General features: G+C 70.1%; 24 protein-coding genes. 12 read left to right on the top strand and 12 right to left on the bottom strand.

The annotated features are described in order from the left end of the window. Positions 1 to 47: 47 nt before the first annotated feature. Genes JGR64_RS08200 through JGR64_RS08190 form a run of 3 tightly spaced genes read left to right on the top strand, consistent with a single transcriptional unit; the run spans position 48 to position 2,550 of the window. Positions 48 to 1,025, top strand: coding sequence for an NAD(P)H-quinone oxidoreductase (locus tag JGR64_RS08200; RefSeq protein WP_199372882.1), 978 nt, complete (start codon positions 48 to 50; stop codon positions 1,023 to 1,025). A 16-nt stretch (positions 1,026 to 1,041) separates the two neighbouring features. Then, on the top strand, positions 1,042 to 1,950 hold the full coding sequence (locus JGR64_RS08195; RefSeq protein WP_234446933.1) for a pseudouridine synthase: 909 nt from the start codon (positions 1,042 to 1,044) through the stop codon (positions 1,948 to 1,950). A 27-nt stretch (positions 1,951 to 1,977) separates the two neighbouring features. Further along, positions 1,978 to 2,550 (top strand): DUF488 domain-containing protein, encoded by a 573-nt coding sequence (locus JGR64_RS08190; RefSeq protein ID WP_199372880.1) that lies wholly within the window; start codon positions 1,978 to 1,980, stop codon positions 2,548 to 2,550. 22 nt (positions 2,551 to 2,572) lie between these two features. On the opposite strand, the gene JGR64_RS08185 is transcribed toward JGR64_RS08190, so the two are convergent. Then, entirely contained in the window at positions 2,573 to 3,193 is a 621-nt protein-coding gene (locus JGR64_RS08185; RefSeq protein ID WP_199372879.1) for a trimeric intracellular cation channel family protein, read from the bottom strand. Positions 3,194 to 3,224: 31 nt separating this feature from the next. Here JGR64_RS08185 and JGR64_RS08180 point away from each other — a divergent pair, with 31 nt between their 5' ends. Further along, positions 3,225 to 3,872 carry a DNA-3-methyladenine glycosylase gene (locus JGR64_RS08180; protein WP_233348013.1) on the top strand — a complete coding sequence of 216 codons (648 nt, stop codon included), beginning with the start codon at positions 3,225 to 3,227 and terminating at the stop codon, positions 3,870 to 3,872. 108 nt (positions 3,873 to 3,980) lie between these two features. On the opposite strand, the gene nirK is transcribed toward JGR64_RS08180, so the two are convergent. Both nirK and azu read right to left on the bottom strand, forming a co-directional pair. Further along, on the bottom strand, positions 3,981 to 5,150 hold the full coding sequence (nirK, locus tag JGR64_RS08175; protein ID WP_199372878.1) for a copper-containing nitrite reductase: 1,170 nt from the start codon (positions 5,148 to 5,150) through the stop codon (positions 3,981 to 3,983). A gap of 173 nt (positions 5,151 to 5,323) precedes the next feature. Beyond that, positions 5,324 to 5,779 carry an azurin gene (gene azu / locus JGR64_RS08170; protein WP_199372877.1) on the bottom strand — a complete coding sequence of 152 codons (456 nt, stop codon included), beginning with the start codon at positions 5,777 to 5,779 and terminating at the stop codon, positions 5,324 to 5,326. A gap of 193 nt (positions 5,780 to 5,972) precedes the next feature. Between azu and JGR64_RS08165 the strand changes: the two genes are divergently transcribed. Beyond that, on the top strand, positions 5,973 to 6,512 hold the full coding sequence (locus tag JGR64_RS08165) for a DUF2058 domain-containing protein (RefSeq protein ID WP_199372876.1): 540 nt from the start codon (positions 5,973 to 5,975) through the stop codon (positions 6,510 to 6,512). 77 nt (positions 6,513 to 6,589) lie between these two features. Then, positions 6,590 to 7,447, top strand: a complete 858-nt coding sequence (locus JGR64_RS08160) for a PA4780 family RIO1-like protein kinase (RefSeq protein ID WP_199372875.1) — start codon at positions 6,590 to 6,592, stop codon at positions 7,445 to 7,447. Between the two features lie 21 nt (positions 7,448 to 7,468). Here the strand turns inward: JGR64_RS08160 and JGR64_RS08155 are convergent, their stop codons facing one another. Beyond that, the gene (locus JGR64_RS08155; protein WP_233348012.1) at positions 7,469 to 7,768 is read right to left on the bottom strand and encodes a hypothetical protein; all 300 of its coding nucleotides are present in this window, start codon (positions 7,766 to 7,768) and stop codon (positions 7,469 to 7,471) included. 292 nt (positions 7,769 to 8,060) lie between these two features. On the opposite strand from JGR64_RS08155, the gene JGR64_RS08150 reads away from it, so the two are divergent. Then, entirely contained in the window at positions 8,061 to 8,963 is a 903-nt protein-coding gene (locus JGR64_RS08150) for a dienelactone hydrolase family protein (protein ID WP_199372874.1), read from the top strand. Beyond that, a complete protein-coding gene (locus JGR64_RS08145; RefSeq protein ID WP_199372873.1) occupies positions 8,960 to 9,916 on the top strand; it encodes an NAD(P)/FAD-dependent oxidoreductase in 957 nt (318 codons plus the stop codon). The genes JGR64_RS08150 and JGR64_RS08145 overlap by 4 nt, the downstream gene beginning before the upstream one ends. Positions 9,917 to 9,931: 15 nt before the next feature. On the opposite strand, the gene JGR64_RS08140 is transcribed toward JGR64_RS08145, so the two are convergent. The 6 genes from JGR64_RS08140 to JGR64_RS08115 all read right to left on the bottom strand — a co-directional run bounded on the left by JGR64_RS08140 (position 9,932) and on the right by JGR64_RS08115 (position 12,740). Continuing rightward, a complete protein-coding gene (locus tag JGR64_RS08140; protein ID WP_199372872.1) occupies positions 9,932 to 10,099 on the bottom strand; it encodes a hypothetical protein in 168 nt (55 codons plus the stop codon). A gap of 51 nt (positions 10,100 to 10,150) precedes the next feature. Further along, positions 10,151 to 10,699, bottom strand: a complete 549-nt coding sequence (locus tag JGR64_RS08135; protein ID WP_199372871.1) for a redoxin domain-containing protein — start codon at positions 10,697 to 10,699, stop codon at positions 10,151 to 10,153. 59 nt (positions 10,700 to 10,758) lie between these two features. Further along, complete coding sequence (locus JGR64_RS08130; protein WP_199372870.1) at positions 10,759 to 11,022, bottom strand: hypothetical protein; 264 nt, start codon at positions 11,020 to 11,022, stop codon at positions 10,759 to 10,761. A gap of 14 nt (positions 11,023 to 11,036) precedes the next feature. After that, positions 11,037 to 11,342 (bottom strand): YkgJ family cysteine cluster protein, encoded by a 306-nt coding sequence (locus tag JGR64_RS08125; RefSeq protein WP_199372869.1) that lies wholly within the window; start codon positions 11,340 to 11,342, stop codon positions 11,037 to 11,039. Then, positions 11,339 to 12,028, bottom strand: coding sequence for a methyltransferase domain-containing protein (locus JGR64_RS08120; RefSeq protein ID WP_199372868.1), 690 nt, complete (start codon positions 12,026 to 12,028; stop codon positions 11,339 to 11,341). The genes JGR64_RS08125 and JGR64_RS08120 overlap by 4 nt, the downstream gene beginning before the upstream one ends. A 157-nt stretch (positions 12,029 to 12,185) precedes the next feature. Next, positions 12,186 to 12,740, bottom strand: coding sequence for an NADPH-dependent FMN reductase (locus JGR64_RS08115; RefSeq protein WP_199372867.1), 555 nt, complete (start codon positions 12,738 to 12,740; stop codon positions 12,186 to 12,188). Positions 12,741 to 12,922: 182 nt separating this feature from the next. On the opposite strand from JGR64_RS08115, the gene JGR64_RS08110 reads away from it, so the two are divergent. Together JGR64_RS08110 and JGR64_RS08105 are read left to right on the top strand one after the other, a co-directional pair. Then, positions 12,923 to 13,672, top strand: a complete 750-nt coding sequence (locus JGR64_RS08110) for an AzlC family ABC transporter permease (RefSeq protein ID WP_199372866.1) — start codon at positions 12,923 to 12,925, stop codon at positions 13,670 to 13,672. Continuing rightward, entirely contained in the window at positions 13,672 to 13,980 is a 309-nt protein-coding gene (locus JGR64_RS08105; protein ID WP_199372865.1) for an AzlD domain-containing protein, read from the top strand. The genes JGR64_RS08110 and JGR64_RS08105 overlap by 1 nt, the downstream gene beginning before the upstream one ends. A gap of 45 nt (positions 13,981 to 14,025) precedes the next feature. On the opposite strand, the gene JGR64_RS08100 is transcribed toward JGR64_RS08105, so the two are convergent. Beyond that, the gene (locus JGR64_RS08100; protein ID WP_199372864.1) at positions 14,026 to 14,637 is read right to left on the bottom strand and encodes a mechanosensitive ion channel family protein; all 612 of its coding nucleotides are present in this window, start codon (positions 14,635 to 14,637) and stop codon (positions 14,026 to 14,028) included. Positions 14,638 to 14,764: 127 nt separating this feature from the next. Further along, positions 14,765 to 15,736, bottom strand: coding sequence for an SDR family NAD(P)-dependent oxidoreductase (locus tag JGR64_RS08095; protein WP_199372863.1), 972 nt, complete (start codon positions 15,734 to 15,736; stop codon positions 14,765 to 14,767). 154 nt (positions 15,737 to 15,890) lie between these two features. Between JGR64_RS08095 and JGR64_RS08090 the strand changes: the two genes are divergently transcribed. Together JGR64_RS08090 and JGR64_RS08085 are read left to right on the top strand one after the other, a co-directional pair. Next, entirely contained in the window at positions 15,891 to 16,424 is a 534-nt protein-coding gene (locus tag JGR64_RS08090; protein ID WP_199372862.1) for a hypothetical protein, read from the top strand. Between the two features lie 87 nt (positions 16,425 to 16,511). Continuing rightward, on the top strand, positions 16,512 to 16,817 hold the full coding sequence (locus JGR64_RS08085; protein ID WP_199372861.1) for a hypothetical protein: 306 nt from the start codon (positions 16,512 to 16,514) through the stop codon (positions 16,815 to 16,817). The last annotated feature ends 9 nt before the right edge of the window (positions 16,818 to 16,826 follow it).

The raw sequence follows: 16,826 nt of genomic DNA, 5'->3' as shown, positions 1-16,826 counted from the left end.
GTCGGGGGCGGTGTACCTTTGTTGGCCCCCATTTCCGGAGCACGCGGATGTCCGACACGATGACCGCCATTGCCATCCCCGGCGGCTCGGGCCCCGCCGAGGCCCTGCATGCGGTGACGGTGGCGCGCCCGCGGCCACGCGAAGGCGAGTTGCTGCTGCGCGTGCGCGCGGCCGGCGTGAACCGCCCGGACGTGCTGCAGCGCGGCGGGCGCTATCCGCCACCGCCGGGTGCGCCCGACACGCTCGGGCTGGAGGTCGCCGGCGAGGTGGAGGAAGCCGCTGGACGCTGGAAGGTGGGCGACCGCGTCTGCGCCCTGCTGGGTGGCGGCGGCTACGCCGGGTATGCGGTGGTGGACGCGCGCCACGCCCTGCCGATCCCGGCCGGGCTGGATTTCGTGCAGGCCGCGGCGCTGCCGGAAACGGTATTCACCGTTTACGCGAACGTGTTCGAGCACGGCGCGCTGCAGCCCGGCGAGACGCTGCTGGTGCACGGCGCGACATCCGGCATTGGCGTGGCCGCGATCCAGATGGCGAAGGCCGCCGGCGCGCGCGTCGTCGCCACCGCGCGTGGAGCGGAGAAAGCCGCCGCGGCGCGCAAGCTTGGCGCCGACATCGCGGTGGACACCAGTCGCGAGGAATTCGGCGCGGCGGCGGTGGCCGCGGGCGGCATCGACGTGGCCGTGGACATGGTCGGCGCGCCGTACTTCGCCGCGACCCTCGACGCACTCAACACCGGCGGCCGCATCGTCTATATCGCCGCCCAGGCCGGCAACGAGCTGCACGTGCCGGTGGCCACGCTGATGCGCAAGCGCGCGGTGATCACCGGGTCCATGCTCCGCCCGCGCAGCGCCGACGAAAAGGCGCGGCTGGCGAGCGAAGTGGAGCGCGTCGCGTGGCCGTGGATCGAGGCCGGGCGCGTGCGCGCGGTGGTCGACCGGACGTTCCCGCTGGAGCAGGCGGCCGAGGCGCATGCCTGGCTGGAGAGTGGTCGGCACACCGGCAAGCTGGTACTGGTGGTGGCGTGATCGTCGTCGACACCCTGTGTCCGGCGTGACGCCCGCATTGTCGGACGACGTGGCCGCTAGCCGGCTGCAGCTTCCGCCAGGTCCCTGGACGACGGTGCTCGACGCCCTGTGCGACCGGTTTCCCGCGATCGATCGCACGACCTGGGTGGACCGGTTCGCGCGCGGCCGCGTACTCGATGTCGACGGCCAGCCGCTTGCGGCGACCGCGCCGTACCGGACCGGGGCCGAGATCCGCTACTTCCGCGAAGTCGTCGACGAGCTGCGCATCCCGTTCACCGAGACGGTCCTGCATGTCGATGCGCACCTGGTAGTCGCCGACAAGCCGCACTTCCTGCCGGTCGCACCTGCCGGCGCCTACGTGCGCGAAACGCTGCTGGGGCGGCTGGTGCGGCGGCTCGGAAACCCGGATCTGGTGCCCCTGCACAGGATCGATCGCCTGACCGCGGGGCTGGTGCTGTTTTCGGCCAGCCGCGACAGCCGCGCGCGCTACCAGGCGCTGTTCCGCGAGCGGTGCATCGACAAGGAGTACCTGGCCGTCGCGCCGCCGCTGCCGGCGCTGGCGTTTCCGCTGGTGCGTTGCAGCCGCCTGGAACGTGGCGAGCCGTTCTTCCGCATGCGCGAGGTCGCCGGCGAGGCCAACAGCGAAACCTGGCTCGACGTGGTTGAACGCGGCGAGCATGCGTGGCGTTACCGGCTGCGCCCGGTCAGCGGCCGCAAGCACCAGCTGCGCGTGCACATGGCCGCGCTCGGTGCGCCGATCCTCAATGACGCGTTGTATCCGGAGCTGCGGGATGCCACGGCCGACGACCACGCACGGCCCCTGCAGCTGCTCGCACACGCGCTTGCGTTCGATGATCCGCTCGATGGCCGGCGCCGCGAATTCAGGAGCGCGCTGGCGCTCGCCGACCAGGGATTCACGCGCTGACGGCCACGGCCCGGCTACCTTCACGGCATGCCAGGTGACGCACCATCTGACGACGCCGCCACGATCTGGACGATCGGCCATTCGACGCTGGCGTTCGATGACTTCGTGGCGCTGCTTGCGCGTCACCGCATGGGGGCGATCCTCGACGTGCGGCGCTTTCCTGGCTCGCGCCGCTATCCCTGGTTCGCGCGTGAGGCGCTCGCCGCGAACCTGCCGGCGCACGGCATCGAATACGCCTGGTTGCCGCAACTGGGCGGGCGCCGGCGGGCGCGTGCGGGATCGCCCAACACCGGCTGGCGGAATGCCTCGTTCCAGGGCTACGCGGACCACCTCGAGAGTATCGAGTTCGCCGAAGGCCTGGCGGCCACGCTGGCGATGGCGTCGCGCCGGCGCAGCGCGCTGATGTGCGCCGAATCGCTGTGGTGGCGCTGCCACCGCGCGCTGGTGGCGGACGTGCTCAAACTGCGCGGCATCCAGGTCCTGCACATCCTCGGCGCCGGCGCACCCACGCCGCATCCGTGGACTTCGCCCGCGCGGGTGGTGGATGGACGCCTGGCGTATCCGCCGGCGCAGGAATCGTTGTTCGGGGAAGGTGGGTGAGGGGGAAGCCCATCGCCGGCCGTCACTCCCCCGGCTTGCGCGCGATCGGCAGCTGCCATCCGCGCCTGATCGCGATGAAGCGCAGTACGAAGCACAGCGCCGCGCCGACCACCATGGCGGGGCCCGGCCGAAGGCCCAGCGCCACGCCCACCACCACGCAGGCTGCGCCGAGCACCGCGGCCACGGCATACAGTTCGCGGTGCAGCACCGCGGGGACTTCGGCCACCAGCACGTCGCGCACGATGCCGCCGCCGATGCCCGACATCATGCCCAGCAGTACCGCGCCCGTGCCGCCAAGCCCGAAGGCGAGCGCCTTGGCCGCGCCGGTGACCGCGAACAGCGCCAGGCCGACGGCATCGAACAGCTGCACCGGGTTGCGCATGCGCTCCACCTGCTCATAGCCGAAGAACACGGTCACGCCCGCCACCGCCGACACCGCCAGATAGCGCCAGTCGGCGAGCGCGATGGGCGGGGTGGCGCCGAGCAGGGTGTCGCGCGCGATGCCGCCTGCGGTGGCGGCGGCAAACGCCAGCACCATCACGCCGAAGAAATCCAGCCGCTTGCGCACGCCCATCGTGGCGCCGCTGATGGCGAATGCAAAGGTGCCAAGCAGGTCCAGCAGTACCACCAGCCACGGCGTCATCGCGCGCCTCCGTTGTCCCCTGGCGCACATCATGCCCCAGCCCGCAGCGTGCGAAGGGCGCGTGGCGATGGCGGCCGGAACGCCATGGCACGATGGCACCCCTGATGCCACGCCAACCGCCCACGACGTGCCCGGCATGACGCGCCTGCCACGGAGCTTCTTCGATCGCGATGTCCTCGACGTGGCGCCGGAGCTGGTGCACCGGGTACTGCGCGTGGCCGACGGCCGCGCCGGCCGCATCGTCGAGGTCGAGGCCTATCGCGGGCGCGACGATCCGGCGGCGCATTCTTTCCGAGGCCCCACGAAGCGCAACGCCACGATGTTCGGCCCGCCGGGCCACCTGTATGTGTATTTCAGCTACGGCATCCACTGGTGCTGCAACGCGACCTGTGGCAACGGCTCGGGCGTGCTGATGCGCGGACTGCTGCCGCTGGCCGGCATCGAGGCGATGCGTGCGGCGCGGCCACGCGCGTCACGCGATGCCGATCTCGCCAACGGGCCCGGCAAGCTGACCCAGGCGCTGGGCATCGACGGCACGTTCGACGGCGAGGACCTGGTGGCCAGCGCGCGCGTGGGCATCTTCGACGACGGCTTTCGTGGCGAGGCGCCACCCCGGGCCACTGCGCGGATCGGCATCTCCAAGGCCGTGGACCTGCCATGGCGCTGGCTGGCGCGCTGAGTGCATGGTGCGGCGCCGCGCGCAGGTCAGGCAGGTGAATCACCGAAACGCGAAGGGCACCGCTGACGCGGTGCCCTTGCGTATTGCGGACTGTGCGGAAGTGACCGATCAGCGGGCTGCCGGCATCGACAGGTCGGTATCCGGACGGATCGGGCCCGTCCTGGCCGGCTGCGTCATCAGGTCGTGATCCCAGCGGTCACCCGCGACCTGCACGTGTCCCGCCGCACCCAGTTCCACCGCCTCGATCAGGTTGTGGTTGAGGTACACGTGCAGCCCCGGCTGCAGGAACGTGTACAGCGCCGCGCCCGCCGAGCCGCCGCGGATGAACCAGGTCTCGAGATCCTTCATCGGCGCGTTGTCGAACTTGCCTTCCTCCCAGACGTAGTCGCCGTGGCCGCCGATCAGGTGCGGACGCGTGTCGCGGTTGGCCTGCGAGTGCACGAACAACACCGTTTCACCGACTTTCGACGTCATCGCGTTCTTGCCCGTCAGCGCGCCGACCGCGCCGTTGAACACGATGTGCGAGGGCGTGAGCGTGCGCATCGTGGCGAGCGTGTCGGGCAGCGATTCCGCGGGGCTGGCATAGGAGCGGAAGTTGCCGTCGGCGTCGCGCGGGATGTAGAAGTCGGTCTCGCCGACGTAATAGGCGCGGTCGTAGCGCAGCGGCTTGCCGTCGCCGTCCTTCAGGCCGTCGCGCGGCAGCACCATGATCGTGCCGTGCATGCCCTGCACCACGTGCCACGGCGTCATCGAGCCACCCGGGGCGCAGTGGTAGATGAAGGTGCCGGAGCGCGTCGCCTTCCAGCGCAGCGTGACTTCCTCGCCCGGGGCGACGACGGTGAAGTCGCCGCCGCCCAGCGCGCCGGTCGCGGCATGGAAATCGATGTTGTGCGGCATGCTGTTGCTGGCCAGGTTGATCAGCTTGAGTTCGACGTAGTCGCCCTCGTGCACCACCATCATCGGGCCGGGGATCGAGCCGCCGAAGGTCATCGCATGCATGCGCGTGCCCTTGTCGTCGATGACGATTTCCTTTTCCTCGATCGGCAGGGTGAACTTCACCAGCCGCGGGGCGCCGGGCGCGACCTGGTCGTGCTCGTGCACGAACGGCGGCCGCACCAGCTGCACCTTGTGCTCGGCGAGCGCCGACAGGTCGGGCGCCTGGTCGACGGTGGACTGCATGAGTTCAAGCGCATCCACGGCGTAGGCCGGCGGGGCGGCGAATGCGCCGCAGGCAAGTGCGATGGCCGCAGAGATCAGCGTGGTCTTCAGGACATTCATTTCCAGCTCCATGGGGGCCTTTCCCCCGTTGCCGAAAATTTTGCATGTGCCGCGACGCGCACGCCTTGACGCCAATCAAGTGTTTGAATGCATATCGTGGAAGGATCCTCGACACGCAAACAAACATGCCGGCGCGAGGCCGGCATGTCCGTTGTGGAGCGAAGCGCGTGCGGTCAGGGCTTGACCACCAGCTTGCCGCGCATCAGCGCCGAGTGGCCCGGGAACGAGCAGAAGAACGCGTAGTCGCCACCGGCCTTGAGCGTGCGGCCCGGGAAGGTGATCTTGGTGCTCTCGCCGCCGCCCAGCATCTTGGTGGCGGCGATGATGCGCTTGTCGCCGGCGGGCACGTAGCCGTTCGCGGCCCCTGCCTTCACCGCGGCCTGCGCCACCGGCGTGGCGTCGGCTTCGGTGGTGATCACCACGTTGTGGCCCATCGCCGTCTTCGGCAGCTTGCCGCTGTGCTTGAGTTCGACGGTCACCGTCGCGCAACCGGCCGATACTTCGATGCTCTTCTGGTCGTACTGCATGCGGTCGTTGCTGTCGAGCACGATGCTGCAGTTGGCGGCGCTGGCCAGCCCGCCCGCGGACAGGAGTGCGAGGCCGACAAGGACGGGGATGGACTTCTTCATGACGATCTCCAGTGACGTGGTTTTTCGTGATGCGTGCAGTGTGCCCGGCACGCGCCGGTGCCTCCTTGACCTGCGTCATCCGGCGCCACGAAAAACGGTCGGGTCCACTTCCGGCTCATTCGCGGGTGGCGTGGCGGAGCGCCACCGCCGCGGCCCGCGTATCATCGTGGCGGCATCATGCAAGGGCACCGACATGCGCAATCCACTGCAGGAACAGCTGCTCAAGGCCGGACTGGCGAAGAAGTCCAGGGTCGACCAGGTGGCGCGCGAACAGACGCGCCAGCGCCATGCGAAATCACCGCCGCCCGTCGATGAAAGTAAGGCCGCGCTGGAACGCGCACGGTTGGAGAAGATCGAGCGCGACCGCGCGCTGTCCGCCGAACGCAACGAGCAGGCGAGGGCGCAGGAGCTGCGCGCGCAGGTGCGGCAGATCGTGGAGCAGAACCGGCTGGCCGTGGACGGCACGATGGACTACCGGTTTACCCATGCTGGCGTGATCCGCAGCCTGCTGGTGACCGATGCCGTGCGTCGCCAGCTCGCGTCCGGCAGCCTGGTGGTCGCCTGCCACGACGCCGGCTACGCCATCATCCCGCGCGCCGCCGCGGAGAAGGTCGAAGCCCGTGATCCCGCGATGATCGCGCTGGACCATGCGCGTAGCGCGCCGCCGCAATCCGATGCCGCCGACGATGACTGGTACGGCCGCTTCAAGGTGCCCGACGACCTGGTCTGGTAGGCGTTCATGGCCGGCGACCGGGTAATGCGAGAATGGCCGGCTTCGGCGCCATCCCGCGCCACGTCCCCAGGAACTGAATGAGAACCCCAGCCCCGCTGCAGGCGCTGATAGACGACGGCGTCATCGACGAGGTCGTGCGCCCCCTCAAGAGCGGCAAGGAGGCAGCGGTGTACGTGGTGCGCGCCGGCGGCGAACTGCGCTGCGCGAAGGTCTACAAGGACATGGCGCAGCGCAGCTTCCAGCAGCGCGTGCAGTACCAGGAAGGACGCAAGGTGCGCGGCAGCCGCGAGGCGCGCGCGATCGGCAAGGCTTCCCGCTACGGCCGCCGGCAGCAGGAAGAGGCGTGGAAGAACACCGAGGTCGATGCGCTGTACCAGCTGCGCGACGCCGGCGTGCGCGTCCCCGAGCCGCACGGCTTCCACCATGGCGTGCTGGTCATGGAAATGGTCACCGACGCCGACGGATTCGTGGCGTCACGGCTGGGCGAGGTCGAGCTCACCGCGGAGCAGGCGCGCGCCTACCACGCGGTGCTCGTGCGCCAGGTGGTGCTGATGCTGTGCTGCGGGCTGATCCACGGCGACCTGTCGCCGTACAACGTGCTGGTCGGCCCGGACGGCCCGGTGGTCATCGACTTCCCGCAGGTGGTCAGTGCGGGCGGCAACAATGCCGCGCGCACCATGCTGCTGCGCGACGTCAACAACCTCACCGCGGGCCTGGGCCACTGGGCGCCCGAGCTGCTGGATACCTGGTACGGCGAGGAGATGTGGGCGCTGTTCGAGGCCGGCGAGTTGCAGCCGGACTCCGTGCTCACCGGCACCTTCGTGCACGATGAGCGCGTTGCCGACCTGGACAGCGTGCGCGAGGCGATCAACGACGCGCGCGAGGAAGCCCTGATCCGCCAGCAGGGTCGCGAGGCGGCCGCCGAAGTCGACTGACCCGGCGCGGGCGCTCGGCCGTCAGCCGGCCGATTTCTTGGTGGCGGAAGGCGCGGCCGCGGCCGCGGCGCGCTTCGGCGTGCTCTTGGCGGCGCTCTTGGCAGTAGTGCTCTTGGAGCGGAACGCCGGGCCCTGGGCCTGCGTGCGGAGCGGGGTGGTGCCGAGGACCTCGATGCGGCCCCCGTGGGTCTTGAAGGCCGCGATATCGGCCGCGATGGTGTCGCTGCTGAGGCTGGCGTTCTGTGCACCGCGGGAGCTGGCGGCGAACACGCGTGAAGGGGTCGTTGGCTTGACTGCGGTCGGGGTGGGCTTGCTGGACATGCGTCTCCTCGTGCTGGTGGGTCCGCGTGGTGCAGACGTGCGGCCACGCCCCGTGAGGAGTGGCGGCGGCGGAAGGAGCGGCATTATACGATAACTGGTGGGAAACCGCCAGTTACGCCGCCGAAGTTCGGCCAACGTGCAGTGTTTGAACGTGGCTTGCTGGTAATTCGCGGGGTGCGAGGTGGCTGTCGCCGTTGCGTCGGCCACTTTGCGGGACCGCTTCCAGCGCAGACATCTGTTTGCGCGCGCGCTTGTTAGCATGCGGTGGCCATCGCCAACACCGGAGACCGCCATGTCCGCTCCGCGCAAGACCGCAGCCGACTTCCATCCCGCCGTACTCGGGCTGTTCGACCGCTACGTGCATGGCGACATCGACCGCCGCGCGTTCCTGGCTGGCGCCGCGCGCTTCACTGCGGGCGCCACCACGGCGGCTGGCCTGCTCGCGGCGCTGGCGCCGCAGTTCGCCCTGGCGCAGCAGGTCAAGCCCGACGACGCCCGGCTCGCCGCGCGCCTTCTCGAGTTCGATTCACCGCAGGGCTATGGCCGCGCCCGCGGCTATCTGGTGCGCCCGGCGGGTGCCGCAGGACCGCTGCCCGCCGTGTTGGTGGTGCACGAGAACCGCGGGCTCAACCCGCACATCGAGGACGTCGCCCGGCGCCTGGCGCTGGCGGGGTATATCGCGTTCGCGCCGGACGCGCTGTTTCCGCTTGGCGGCTATCCCGGCGACGAGGACGCCGCGCGCGCGCTGTTCCAGGGCCTTGACCAGGCGAAGACGCGCCAGGACTTCATTGCCGCGGCGAAGCTTCTCGATGGCATCGAGGGTGGCAACGGCCGGATCGGCGTGGTCGGCTTCTGTTACGGCGGCGGCATGGCCAACTACCTGGCGACGCAGCTGCCGGAGCTCGCCGCCGCCGTGCCGTTCTATGGCAGTGCGCCGGCGCTGGAGGACGTTCCGAAGATCCGCGCCGAGTTGCTGGTCGTGCTTGCCTCCGAGGACGAGCGGATCAACGCCGCGTGGCCGGCATACGAGCAAGCGCTGAAGGCGGCCAACGTGCGCCATGCGCTCTACCAGCCCCCCGGCACCCAGCACGGCTTCAACAACGACACCACGCCCCGCTACGATGAAGCGGCTGCCAGAGAGGCGTGGGCGCGGATGCTGGCCTTGTTCCAGCGCACGCTGCGGCAGGCCGCTTGAGTCGCCCGGACTCGCAGGTGGAGGCGCCGTGGGATTGCATCGTCGTGGGGGCGGGGCCGTCGGGATGGTCGGCTGCGCTGTACCTGGCGCGCTTCCGGCGCCGCGTGCTCGTGGTGCATGACGGACGCTCGCGCGCCGCGCGCATTCCGCGGACCCACAATGCACCGGGATTTCCCGACGGCGTAGCCGGTCCCGAACTGCTGCAGCGCATGCAGGCGCATGCCGAACGCTACGGTGCCGAGGTCCTCGAGGCCGAGGTCGTGGCGGCCGGGCACCAGGGCGAAGGCCGGGGGCAGGGATTCACGCTGGCACTGAAGGACGGCCGGTCCCTTCACGCACGCACGCTGGTGCTCGCGACCGGGCTGCGCCTGGAGCAGATCCCGCTGCCGGATGATGTCCACGAGGCTGCGATCGCGGCCGGGGTGCTGCGCTATTGCCCGGTCTGCGACGGCTACGAGCACATCGGCCACCGCGTGGCGGTGATCGGCTGCGACGGGCAGGGCGCGGCGGAAGCGCTGTTCCTGCGCACGTTCAGCGACGACATCACCCTGCTGCCGCGCAGGTACGACGAACTCACCGATGACGAGCGCACGCAGCTCGCCGCCGCCGGGATCACCATCGTGGACCGGCCCGTGGTGCGGTATGACCCCTCACCGGGCCGCTTCGACATCCATGTCGAAGGCGTCGAATCGCCCCTGGCGTTCGACGTGGTCTACCCGGCGCTGGGTTGCCGCCAGCGTACCGAGCTTGCGGTGATGCTGGGGCTGGAGGTCGACGAGAACGGCAGCACCGACGTGCGTTCACCGTTCGGGACGCAGGTCCCGGGGCTCTACTGCGTCGGTGACATCGTCGATGGCCTCGACCAGATCAGCGTGGCCATGGGCCACGGTGCGATCGCAGCTACCCGCGCCCACAACTGGCTGCGCGAGCGGGATGGCAGCAGCCTCGACTGACCGGGATCGCTCGCCTCAGGTCGACTCGGGCGGTGCGTCTTCCGCAGACTGCTCCGGGGCGTCCGGCGCCTGCGGCTTGGCCGCCTCGCGCGCGGCGCGCTTGCGGGCGTCCTTCTCGTCCTGGGCTTTCTTCTTCGCCAGCTCGCGCTGGCGCTTTTCGAACGAATAGTTTGGCTTGGCCAAGGGATTTCCTTTTGCTGGGATTCCCGACAGTGTAAGCCCTGGCGCGTGCGGCTACCTGCCGTCGAGCGCGGCCACCGCCGCCAGCGTCTCCGCAACGTGCCGGTTCGGGTTGGAGTCCGAGTAGGCGTGGACGATCTCGCCGGATTTTGAGATCACATAGGACGTGCGGCTGGACATGTCCGGCCTGCTGTCCATCACGGCGTCGTACTTCGCGGCGATCACCGCGCCCTGGTCGGCGGCAACCGGGAACTTGCCGGCGCAGGTTTCAGTGTCCGCCGAGAAACCCGCCAGCTGCTCGATATTGCCGGCGGTGACGCCGATCACCGTGGCGTGGTGCGCCGCGAAACGATCGATCGCCTTCGAGAACAGGCTTGCCTCCAGGTTGCAGCCGGGTGTGCGCGCGGCCGGGAAGAAGTACACGACCACCGGGCCCTTGCGCAGCGCATCGGCCAGCTTGAAGGTGAACGGCTCGCCGGCCATGAATGCCGGCGCGGTGAAGTCGGGGGCCGGATCACCAGCCTTGAGCGCGGCCATCGACGGCGCGGCCAGCAGCACGGTGGCCGCGAGTGCAAAGGCAGCCAGCCTGGACAATGCGTTCATTGCGCCGCTCCTGAAGATGTGGGGACCTGCGTTATACACCGCAGGCGCCGGCGGCGCGCTCAGGCCTTGCCGCGGCGCGGGGGCTTCACGGCGGGCGGGTCGGCCACGACGGCGGCCGGGGCGGCATCGCCGCCGATGCGCGTGAGCAGGCGGGTCGTGCCAAGCACTTCGATGTGCCCGCCGGTGGCGTGGAATTCGGCCATGTCGGACGCGATGCGCTCGCGCGTCATGCTGGCGCCGCGATCGCCCGCCTTCGGCGTCTTGCCGACGGCGAAGATGCGGCTGGTGGCCGAGCTGGAAGAAGGTGGTGGCTTGCTGGACATGCGTGGCTCCGGTTTCAGTACATGACCAGGGGAATGCCCTGCGCCCTGCTCGCACTGTAATCCTCGCGGATCGCGCTGCAGTACGGGGCGCCCATGACGAAGCGACGGCACACCTCCGGTCGCGTTTCGTAGATCGAGCAATGCATGTGCGCGGGATCCACGGCCACGCACCAGCCTTCCTCGTCGCGGGCCATCACGTGCAGGCCAGCGCTGGTAGTGGCGGTGAGGTAGGCGGGTATGCGGTCTTCCGGCTGCAGCACGACCGTCAGGCGGCAGCAGACCGCGTCGCAGCGGGCACAGTCGTCGTCGCGCGCGCTCATGCGGCGCGCCGCGACGCGAGGGTGCGCCGGAAATGCAGCAGGCGACAGCCGGGCGTGCCGTCCCCGTCCCCGGTGGCGGCAGGTTCGTCGCCGGCCGTGGGCAGGAATCCGAGCGCGCCGAGCGCGCGGGTAAACGCGGCACCGTGGCCGCGGCCGGCATCGCTGACGATCACTTCGGCCTCGGGGAGCGTGTGCCGCGCGACCACTTCGGACAGCAGCGTGGCGTGGCCGCGCTCGTAGAGCACGTCACTGGCGATGATCAGGTCGAACATGCCGAGCGACGGCAGCGGCTCATCCCAGCGCATGTGACGGTAGTGCACGGCGGGCAGGGCGTTCAGCGCGGCGTTGTAGGCCAGGAACGCATCGGCCAGCGGGTGGATGTCGGAGGCGACCACATCGGCGCCGCGACGTTGCAGCACCAGGCTCGCCAGGCCTATGCCGCAGCCGAGCTCGAGGATGCGACGGCCGGCGATGTCGACATGCTGCATGGCGCCTGCCAGCAGGCGGCCGGCCGGCCAGAGGTGGCCGAACAGGCTCCATTGCGCGGAGGAAATGCCGAGCGCGTCGGCATGGCCGTCGGGATCGGCGTATTGCTGGAGGTCGCTGAGCACGCGCAGCTGGAATGCCACGCCATCGACGTGGGTCACGAGATTGCGTGTGAGGTATCCGGGCACGGGCGCATCCATGGGGCGTCGCTCCGGGAGCGGAGCGGTGACGCGTGAGGGAGCGAGGCGGGCGACCGGGAGTCGCGCGGGACGCGCGTGCGGCGCAGGTTGGCCGATGCCGGCATCTTAGCAGGCGGCAGGCACGGGGCCCTGAACGGCCCGTGCCTGCCGCTGCGGTTCAGCGCTTGGCGAGTCGCGTGACCAGGTCGACGAAACCGTCCACGTAGGCCTGCAGGAAGGCGCGCGTGCCCGGATCGGTGAAGTCGCCGTCGGCGCCGATGAGGTCGGGCTTGAACTGGATGTAGGCCTCGCCGCCCTGGACCACGGCGCCGAGGATGCCGAGGATCTGGCGCAGGTGCTGCTGGCCGACCGCGGTGCCGATCGCGCCCGGCGTGGTGCCGGTGATCGAGGTGGCCTTGCCGCGCCAGACGTTGGCGTCCATCGGCTTGGAGCCCCAGTCGATCGCGTTCTTCAGCACCGCCGGGAGCGAACGGTTGTGTTCCGGCATGACGACGGCGACGGCATCGGCGGCGGCGACTTCGTCGGTGAAGCGCGTCACCGACGCGGGGCGCCCGCCTTCGAGGTCCATGTTGTACATGGGCAGGTCGTCGATGCGCGGATAGCTGACTTCGAAGTTGGCGGGCAGCAGCCGCGCCATGGCTTCGGCGAGCTTGCGGTTGATAGATTCGCGACGGTTGCTGCCGACGATGATGGCGAGGCGGTAGGTGCTCAAGGGACGTCCTGCTATTGGCTGGGGAGGAAGGAACTGGTGCGAGAGTAGCGATGCTTCAAGCAACGGGAAGGCGCTGCCGCCGTTTTCGCGCGGAACGATGCATCCCGACGCCATTGCACGAACGAAGCGTCCCATCGCCATGCCCGGAGCGGCACGTTGGCGGCCCATGGCAAGATGCGCGCATGCGCCTCATCCATTCGCCGGCGGTCCGCATCGGCCTCTCGATCGCCTTCGCCACCGGCTTGTACGGCCTGTCGTTCGGAGCACTCGGCGTCGCCGCGGGCCTCGACCCGTGGCAGGTCGTCGCGTTGAGCACGCTGATGTTCACCGGCGGCTCGCAGTTCGCGTTCATCGGTGTGCTGGCTGGCGGCGGCAGCGGCTCGGCGGCGTTCGGTGCGGCCACCCTGCTCGGTGTCCGCAACGCGGTCTATGGCATGCAGATCAACCGCATGCTGCGTCCGCGCGGCTGGCGGCGCTGGCTTGCGGCGCAGGTCACCATCGACGAATCGGCGGCAACGGCCGCGGGTCAGGTCGAGCCGGACGAGCAGCGCCGCGGATTCTGGACCGCAGGCCTCGGCGTGTACGTGCTTTGGACGCTGTTCACCGTCGCAGGTGCGCTGCTTGGCGATGCGCTTGGCGATCCGCGCCGCTGGGGACTGGATGGCGCGGCCGTGGCCGCGTTCCTCGCGCTGCTGTGGCCGCGGCTGTCGGCGCGCGAACCGGTTGCACTCGCCGTGGTCTGCGCGCTGGCCACGGTGCTGGCGGTGCCCGTGGCCCCGCCGGGTGTGCCGATCCTGGTCGCTGCGCTGGTCGCCGCGCTCTGGGGATGGTTCAGCCGTGGGCCGGCTGACGAGGGCCTCGAGCCTGATGTCGATCCAGCCGCGCATGCCGACGGCGCGCCACGGGGCATGTCGACGGGGGAGTCGCGCTGATGTCGATGTGGGCGTGGATCCTGCTGGCGAGCCTGGCCGCCTACGCGATCAAGCTTTCGGGCTACCTGGTGCCGGCGCGCTGGCTGGAAGCGCCGCGCATGCGGCGCGTCGCCGGCACGCTCACGATCGGCCTGCTGGCGTCGCTGACGGCGATGAACGCCTTCGCCAGCGGCCAGGTGCTGGCCTTCGATGCGCGCCTGGCAGCGCTGGCCGCGGCCGGCCTGGCGCTGCTGCTGCGCCTGCCGTTCCTGGTGGTGGTGCTGGTGGGTGCCGCGGCGCCGGCCCTGCTGCGCGCCTGGCTGCAGTAGCCCGCACGCCGGTCACGGTGCAGGCACGCTGGCTCCGGACCGGTGTCAGTCGTCGAGTTCGCGCTCGCGGCGGGGCCGTCGCATCGACCACTTCAGGCGTTCGTCTTCGCTGCGCCAGCGGCGCACGGTGCGCTGGAAGAACAGGCTGTTGGGGACGCGCAGCACGCTGCCCTGCGGCTCGCCGTCATCTCCGGTTTCCAGCAGGGTGGTGTAGACCAGGTTGATGTCGGTGACGCGGCCGCCGAGACCGGGCTTGTCGCCGCCTTCCAGCACTTCGATGTGGTCGTGCAGGCGGAACGGCCGGGTGGCCAGGATCAGCATCGCGCAGAAGATGTTCGAGAGCACGCTCCACGCTGCGAAGAACGCCACCGCGGCGACCGCGGCGAAGCCCGTGAACGCGGTCCACAGCACCATGCCGGACACGCCGAAGCGCTCCAGGATCAACAGGAACGCGGCCGAGGAGATCAGCAACGTGATCACGCGCCGCGCACCGATGGCGAGCTCGGCCGGCGCGTTGTAGCGGGCGCAGATGCGCTCGGTCACGCGTCGCGCGAGCATTCGCAGCAGCGCGGCGACGAGCACGATCAGCACCACCTGGCCGATCGGCACGATCAGTCCCAGCCAGTCCTGCATCCAGGGAGGAAATCGTTCCTTCATGCGGACCCCGTCCCGGCACCGCGCCGGATCCGCGGGAAGTGTGTCAGATCGCGGTGTTCGAAGCGCTTGCACGCCAACGCGTGCGCCGGGCCGCGGCGGCGTGCGCGCGCGGCTTTCCGATGTGTCTTCATGACTTGCGGGTGAGCGCTGTCGAGACGTCCCACAGCCGCCGCGCCATGGCCGCGTCGCGCTGGTGCACGCCTTGTGCTGCCGCGCGGAAATCACGGAGGTAAGCGCCGCTGACGCCGGTCATCGCCGGATGTACGGCCGCATAGCACGGCGTGGCCGCGCCCACCTGCGCGGTGCGCGCGTCGTCGCGGTAGGCATTGCCGACGTGGCGCAGGATGTTGGTGTGGGTATGTCCCGGCGTCACGCAGTTGGCGGTGGCGGACGTGCCGCGCAGGCGGCGCGCGAGTTCCAGCGAGAACAGGCCATTGGCGAGCTTGGAGTGGCTGTAGCGCCCATCCCAGCCCGCCCCGGACAGATCGTCGAACTGGATGCCGCCCGCTGGTGCACGCTCATGGTCGCCGCTGCCGAGCACCACCACGCGCCCTTGCGGCGCCGCGCGCACCTGCGCCAGCAGTTCATTGACCAGCAGGAAGTGGCCGAGATGGTTGACCACGAACTGCTTCTCGAGTCCGCGCACCTGCTCGAGCCGATCCAGCACGATCCCGGCATTGCAGACCAGTGCGTCCAGCCGCGGTGCCAGCGCGCGGACCTGCGCGGCGCAGGCGCGTACCGAATCGAAATCCGCCAGGTCGAGGACCACCGGAGTGATGCGTCCACGCATGCCCTGGCGCGCGGCCTCACCCTTGTCGCGCGAGCGTGCGGTGGCGATGACATGCGCGCCGCGCAGGGCGAGCACGCGCATGGTCTCCATGCCGATGCCGGACGTCGCGCCGGTGACGAGCACGGTCCTGCCTGCGAGGTCGAGCCCACGGGTGGCCGCTGCGGCCGTGGTGGAGGTGCCGAAGCCGGCGGGTGGTTCAGGCACGACGTCCGCAGCGTTGGCGATCGCACGGGCGGGACTCAACGCCGGTGCCAGCAGGGCAAAGCCGACGGCCTGCACGATGTGGCGGCGCGAAAGGTCGATTCGCATCGAGGAACATTCCGATGGCAGGCGGGCCGTGGATGGTCCAGCCCTCGCCAACCATGCGCAAGCGGCGGTTGCGGGGACGTGGCGGCACACCGTCCGTCACGGCTTCGCAATGCCTGTTCGGGCAGTCTGCCGCCAGCTTCAGGGAGGACACGACATGCCCGGAGAGACCATGCTGACCGGCGAGGTTTCCAACAGCAAAGTGGTCGCCGTGTTCGCCAGTGCGACCGCCGCCCGCGAGGCTGCGGCGAGCGTGCAGGCCACGCTTGGCCTGCAGCCGACCCAGGTGGATCTGCTGCTGCCCGGCGAAGCCCACCCGCGGCGCAAGCTCGAGCCGGAAAGCCAGGGAATCTGGAAGACCATCGTGCGTGCGCACATCCGCCTGGGCATCGTCGGCGCGGTGCTCGGCGTGGTGGCGTTCGCCGTGCTCTATTTCGCCGGCCTGCAGTTCGTCGTGCGCTCGCCGGTCGCCTCGGTGCTGGTGCTGCTGTTCTTCGGCACGACGGCGGGGTTGATGCTGGGCGGTCTGGTGGCGCTGCGGCCCGACCACGACCGCTTCGTGCAGCATGCGGTCACCGCGCTGGACGAGGGGCGCTCATCGGTCGTGGTGCATGCCTTCTCGTCCGAGCAGCGCGCGCTGGCGGCGCAGGCGCTCGAGGCGCTCGGCGGCGAGACGACATCCACGCTGTAACCCGGTTGACGGAATTTCCTGCTACCCCTTCCCCGCGGCCGGGTTCCGTGGCGTAATCGGGCGCTCGCAGAGCGCGAAGGGGACGGCATGAGGTCGGAAGCGATCAGCCAGGAGTTCGGCATCACCGAGGAGCGGGCAAGGGAGATCATCGGTAGCGAGACGCGGAGGGCTCTGCTGCGGCGCTGGCAGGCCTGGGCGTGGTTGCTGGTGATGCTCGGCGCGGCCGCCGCGCTGTACGTGTGGCAGCCGGGCAATGCGCCGGGCGCCGTGGTCATCGGTGGCGGCGCGCTGCTGGTGTGGTACCAGATCGGCCGCTATTTCGCGGACCCGGCGGTACGCGTGGCGGCCCGCGCCACGTCCCCGATTCACGACGGGCGCACGCCGCATGCGTGAACCTGCTTG

The organism is Luteimonas sp. MC1572 (assembly GCF_016615815.1).
Lineage (GTDB): Bacteria > Pseudomonadota > Gammaproteobacteria > Xanthomonadales > Xanthomonadaceae > Luteimonas.
The sequence above is the reverse complement of the archived record's forward strand: the minus strand, read 5'-3'. Positions and strand labels throughout refer to the sequence as shown.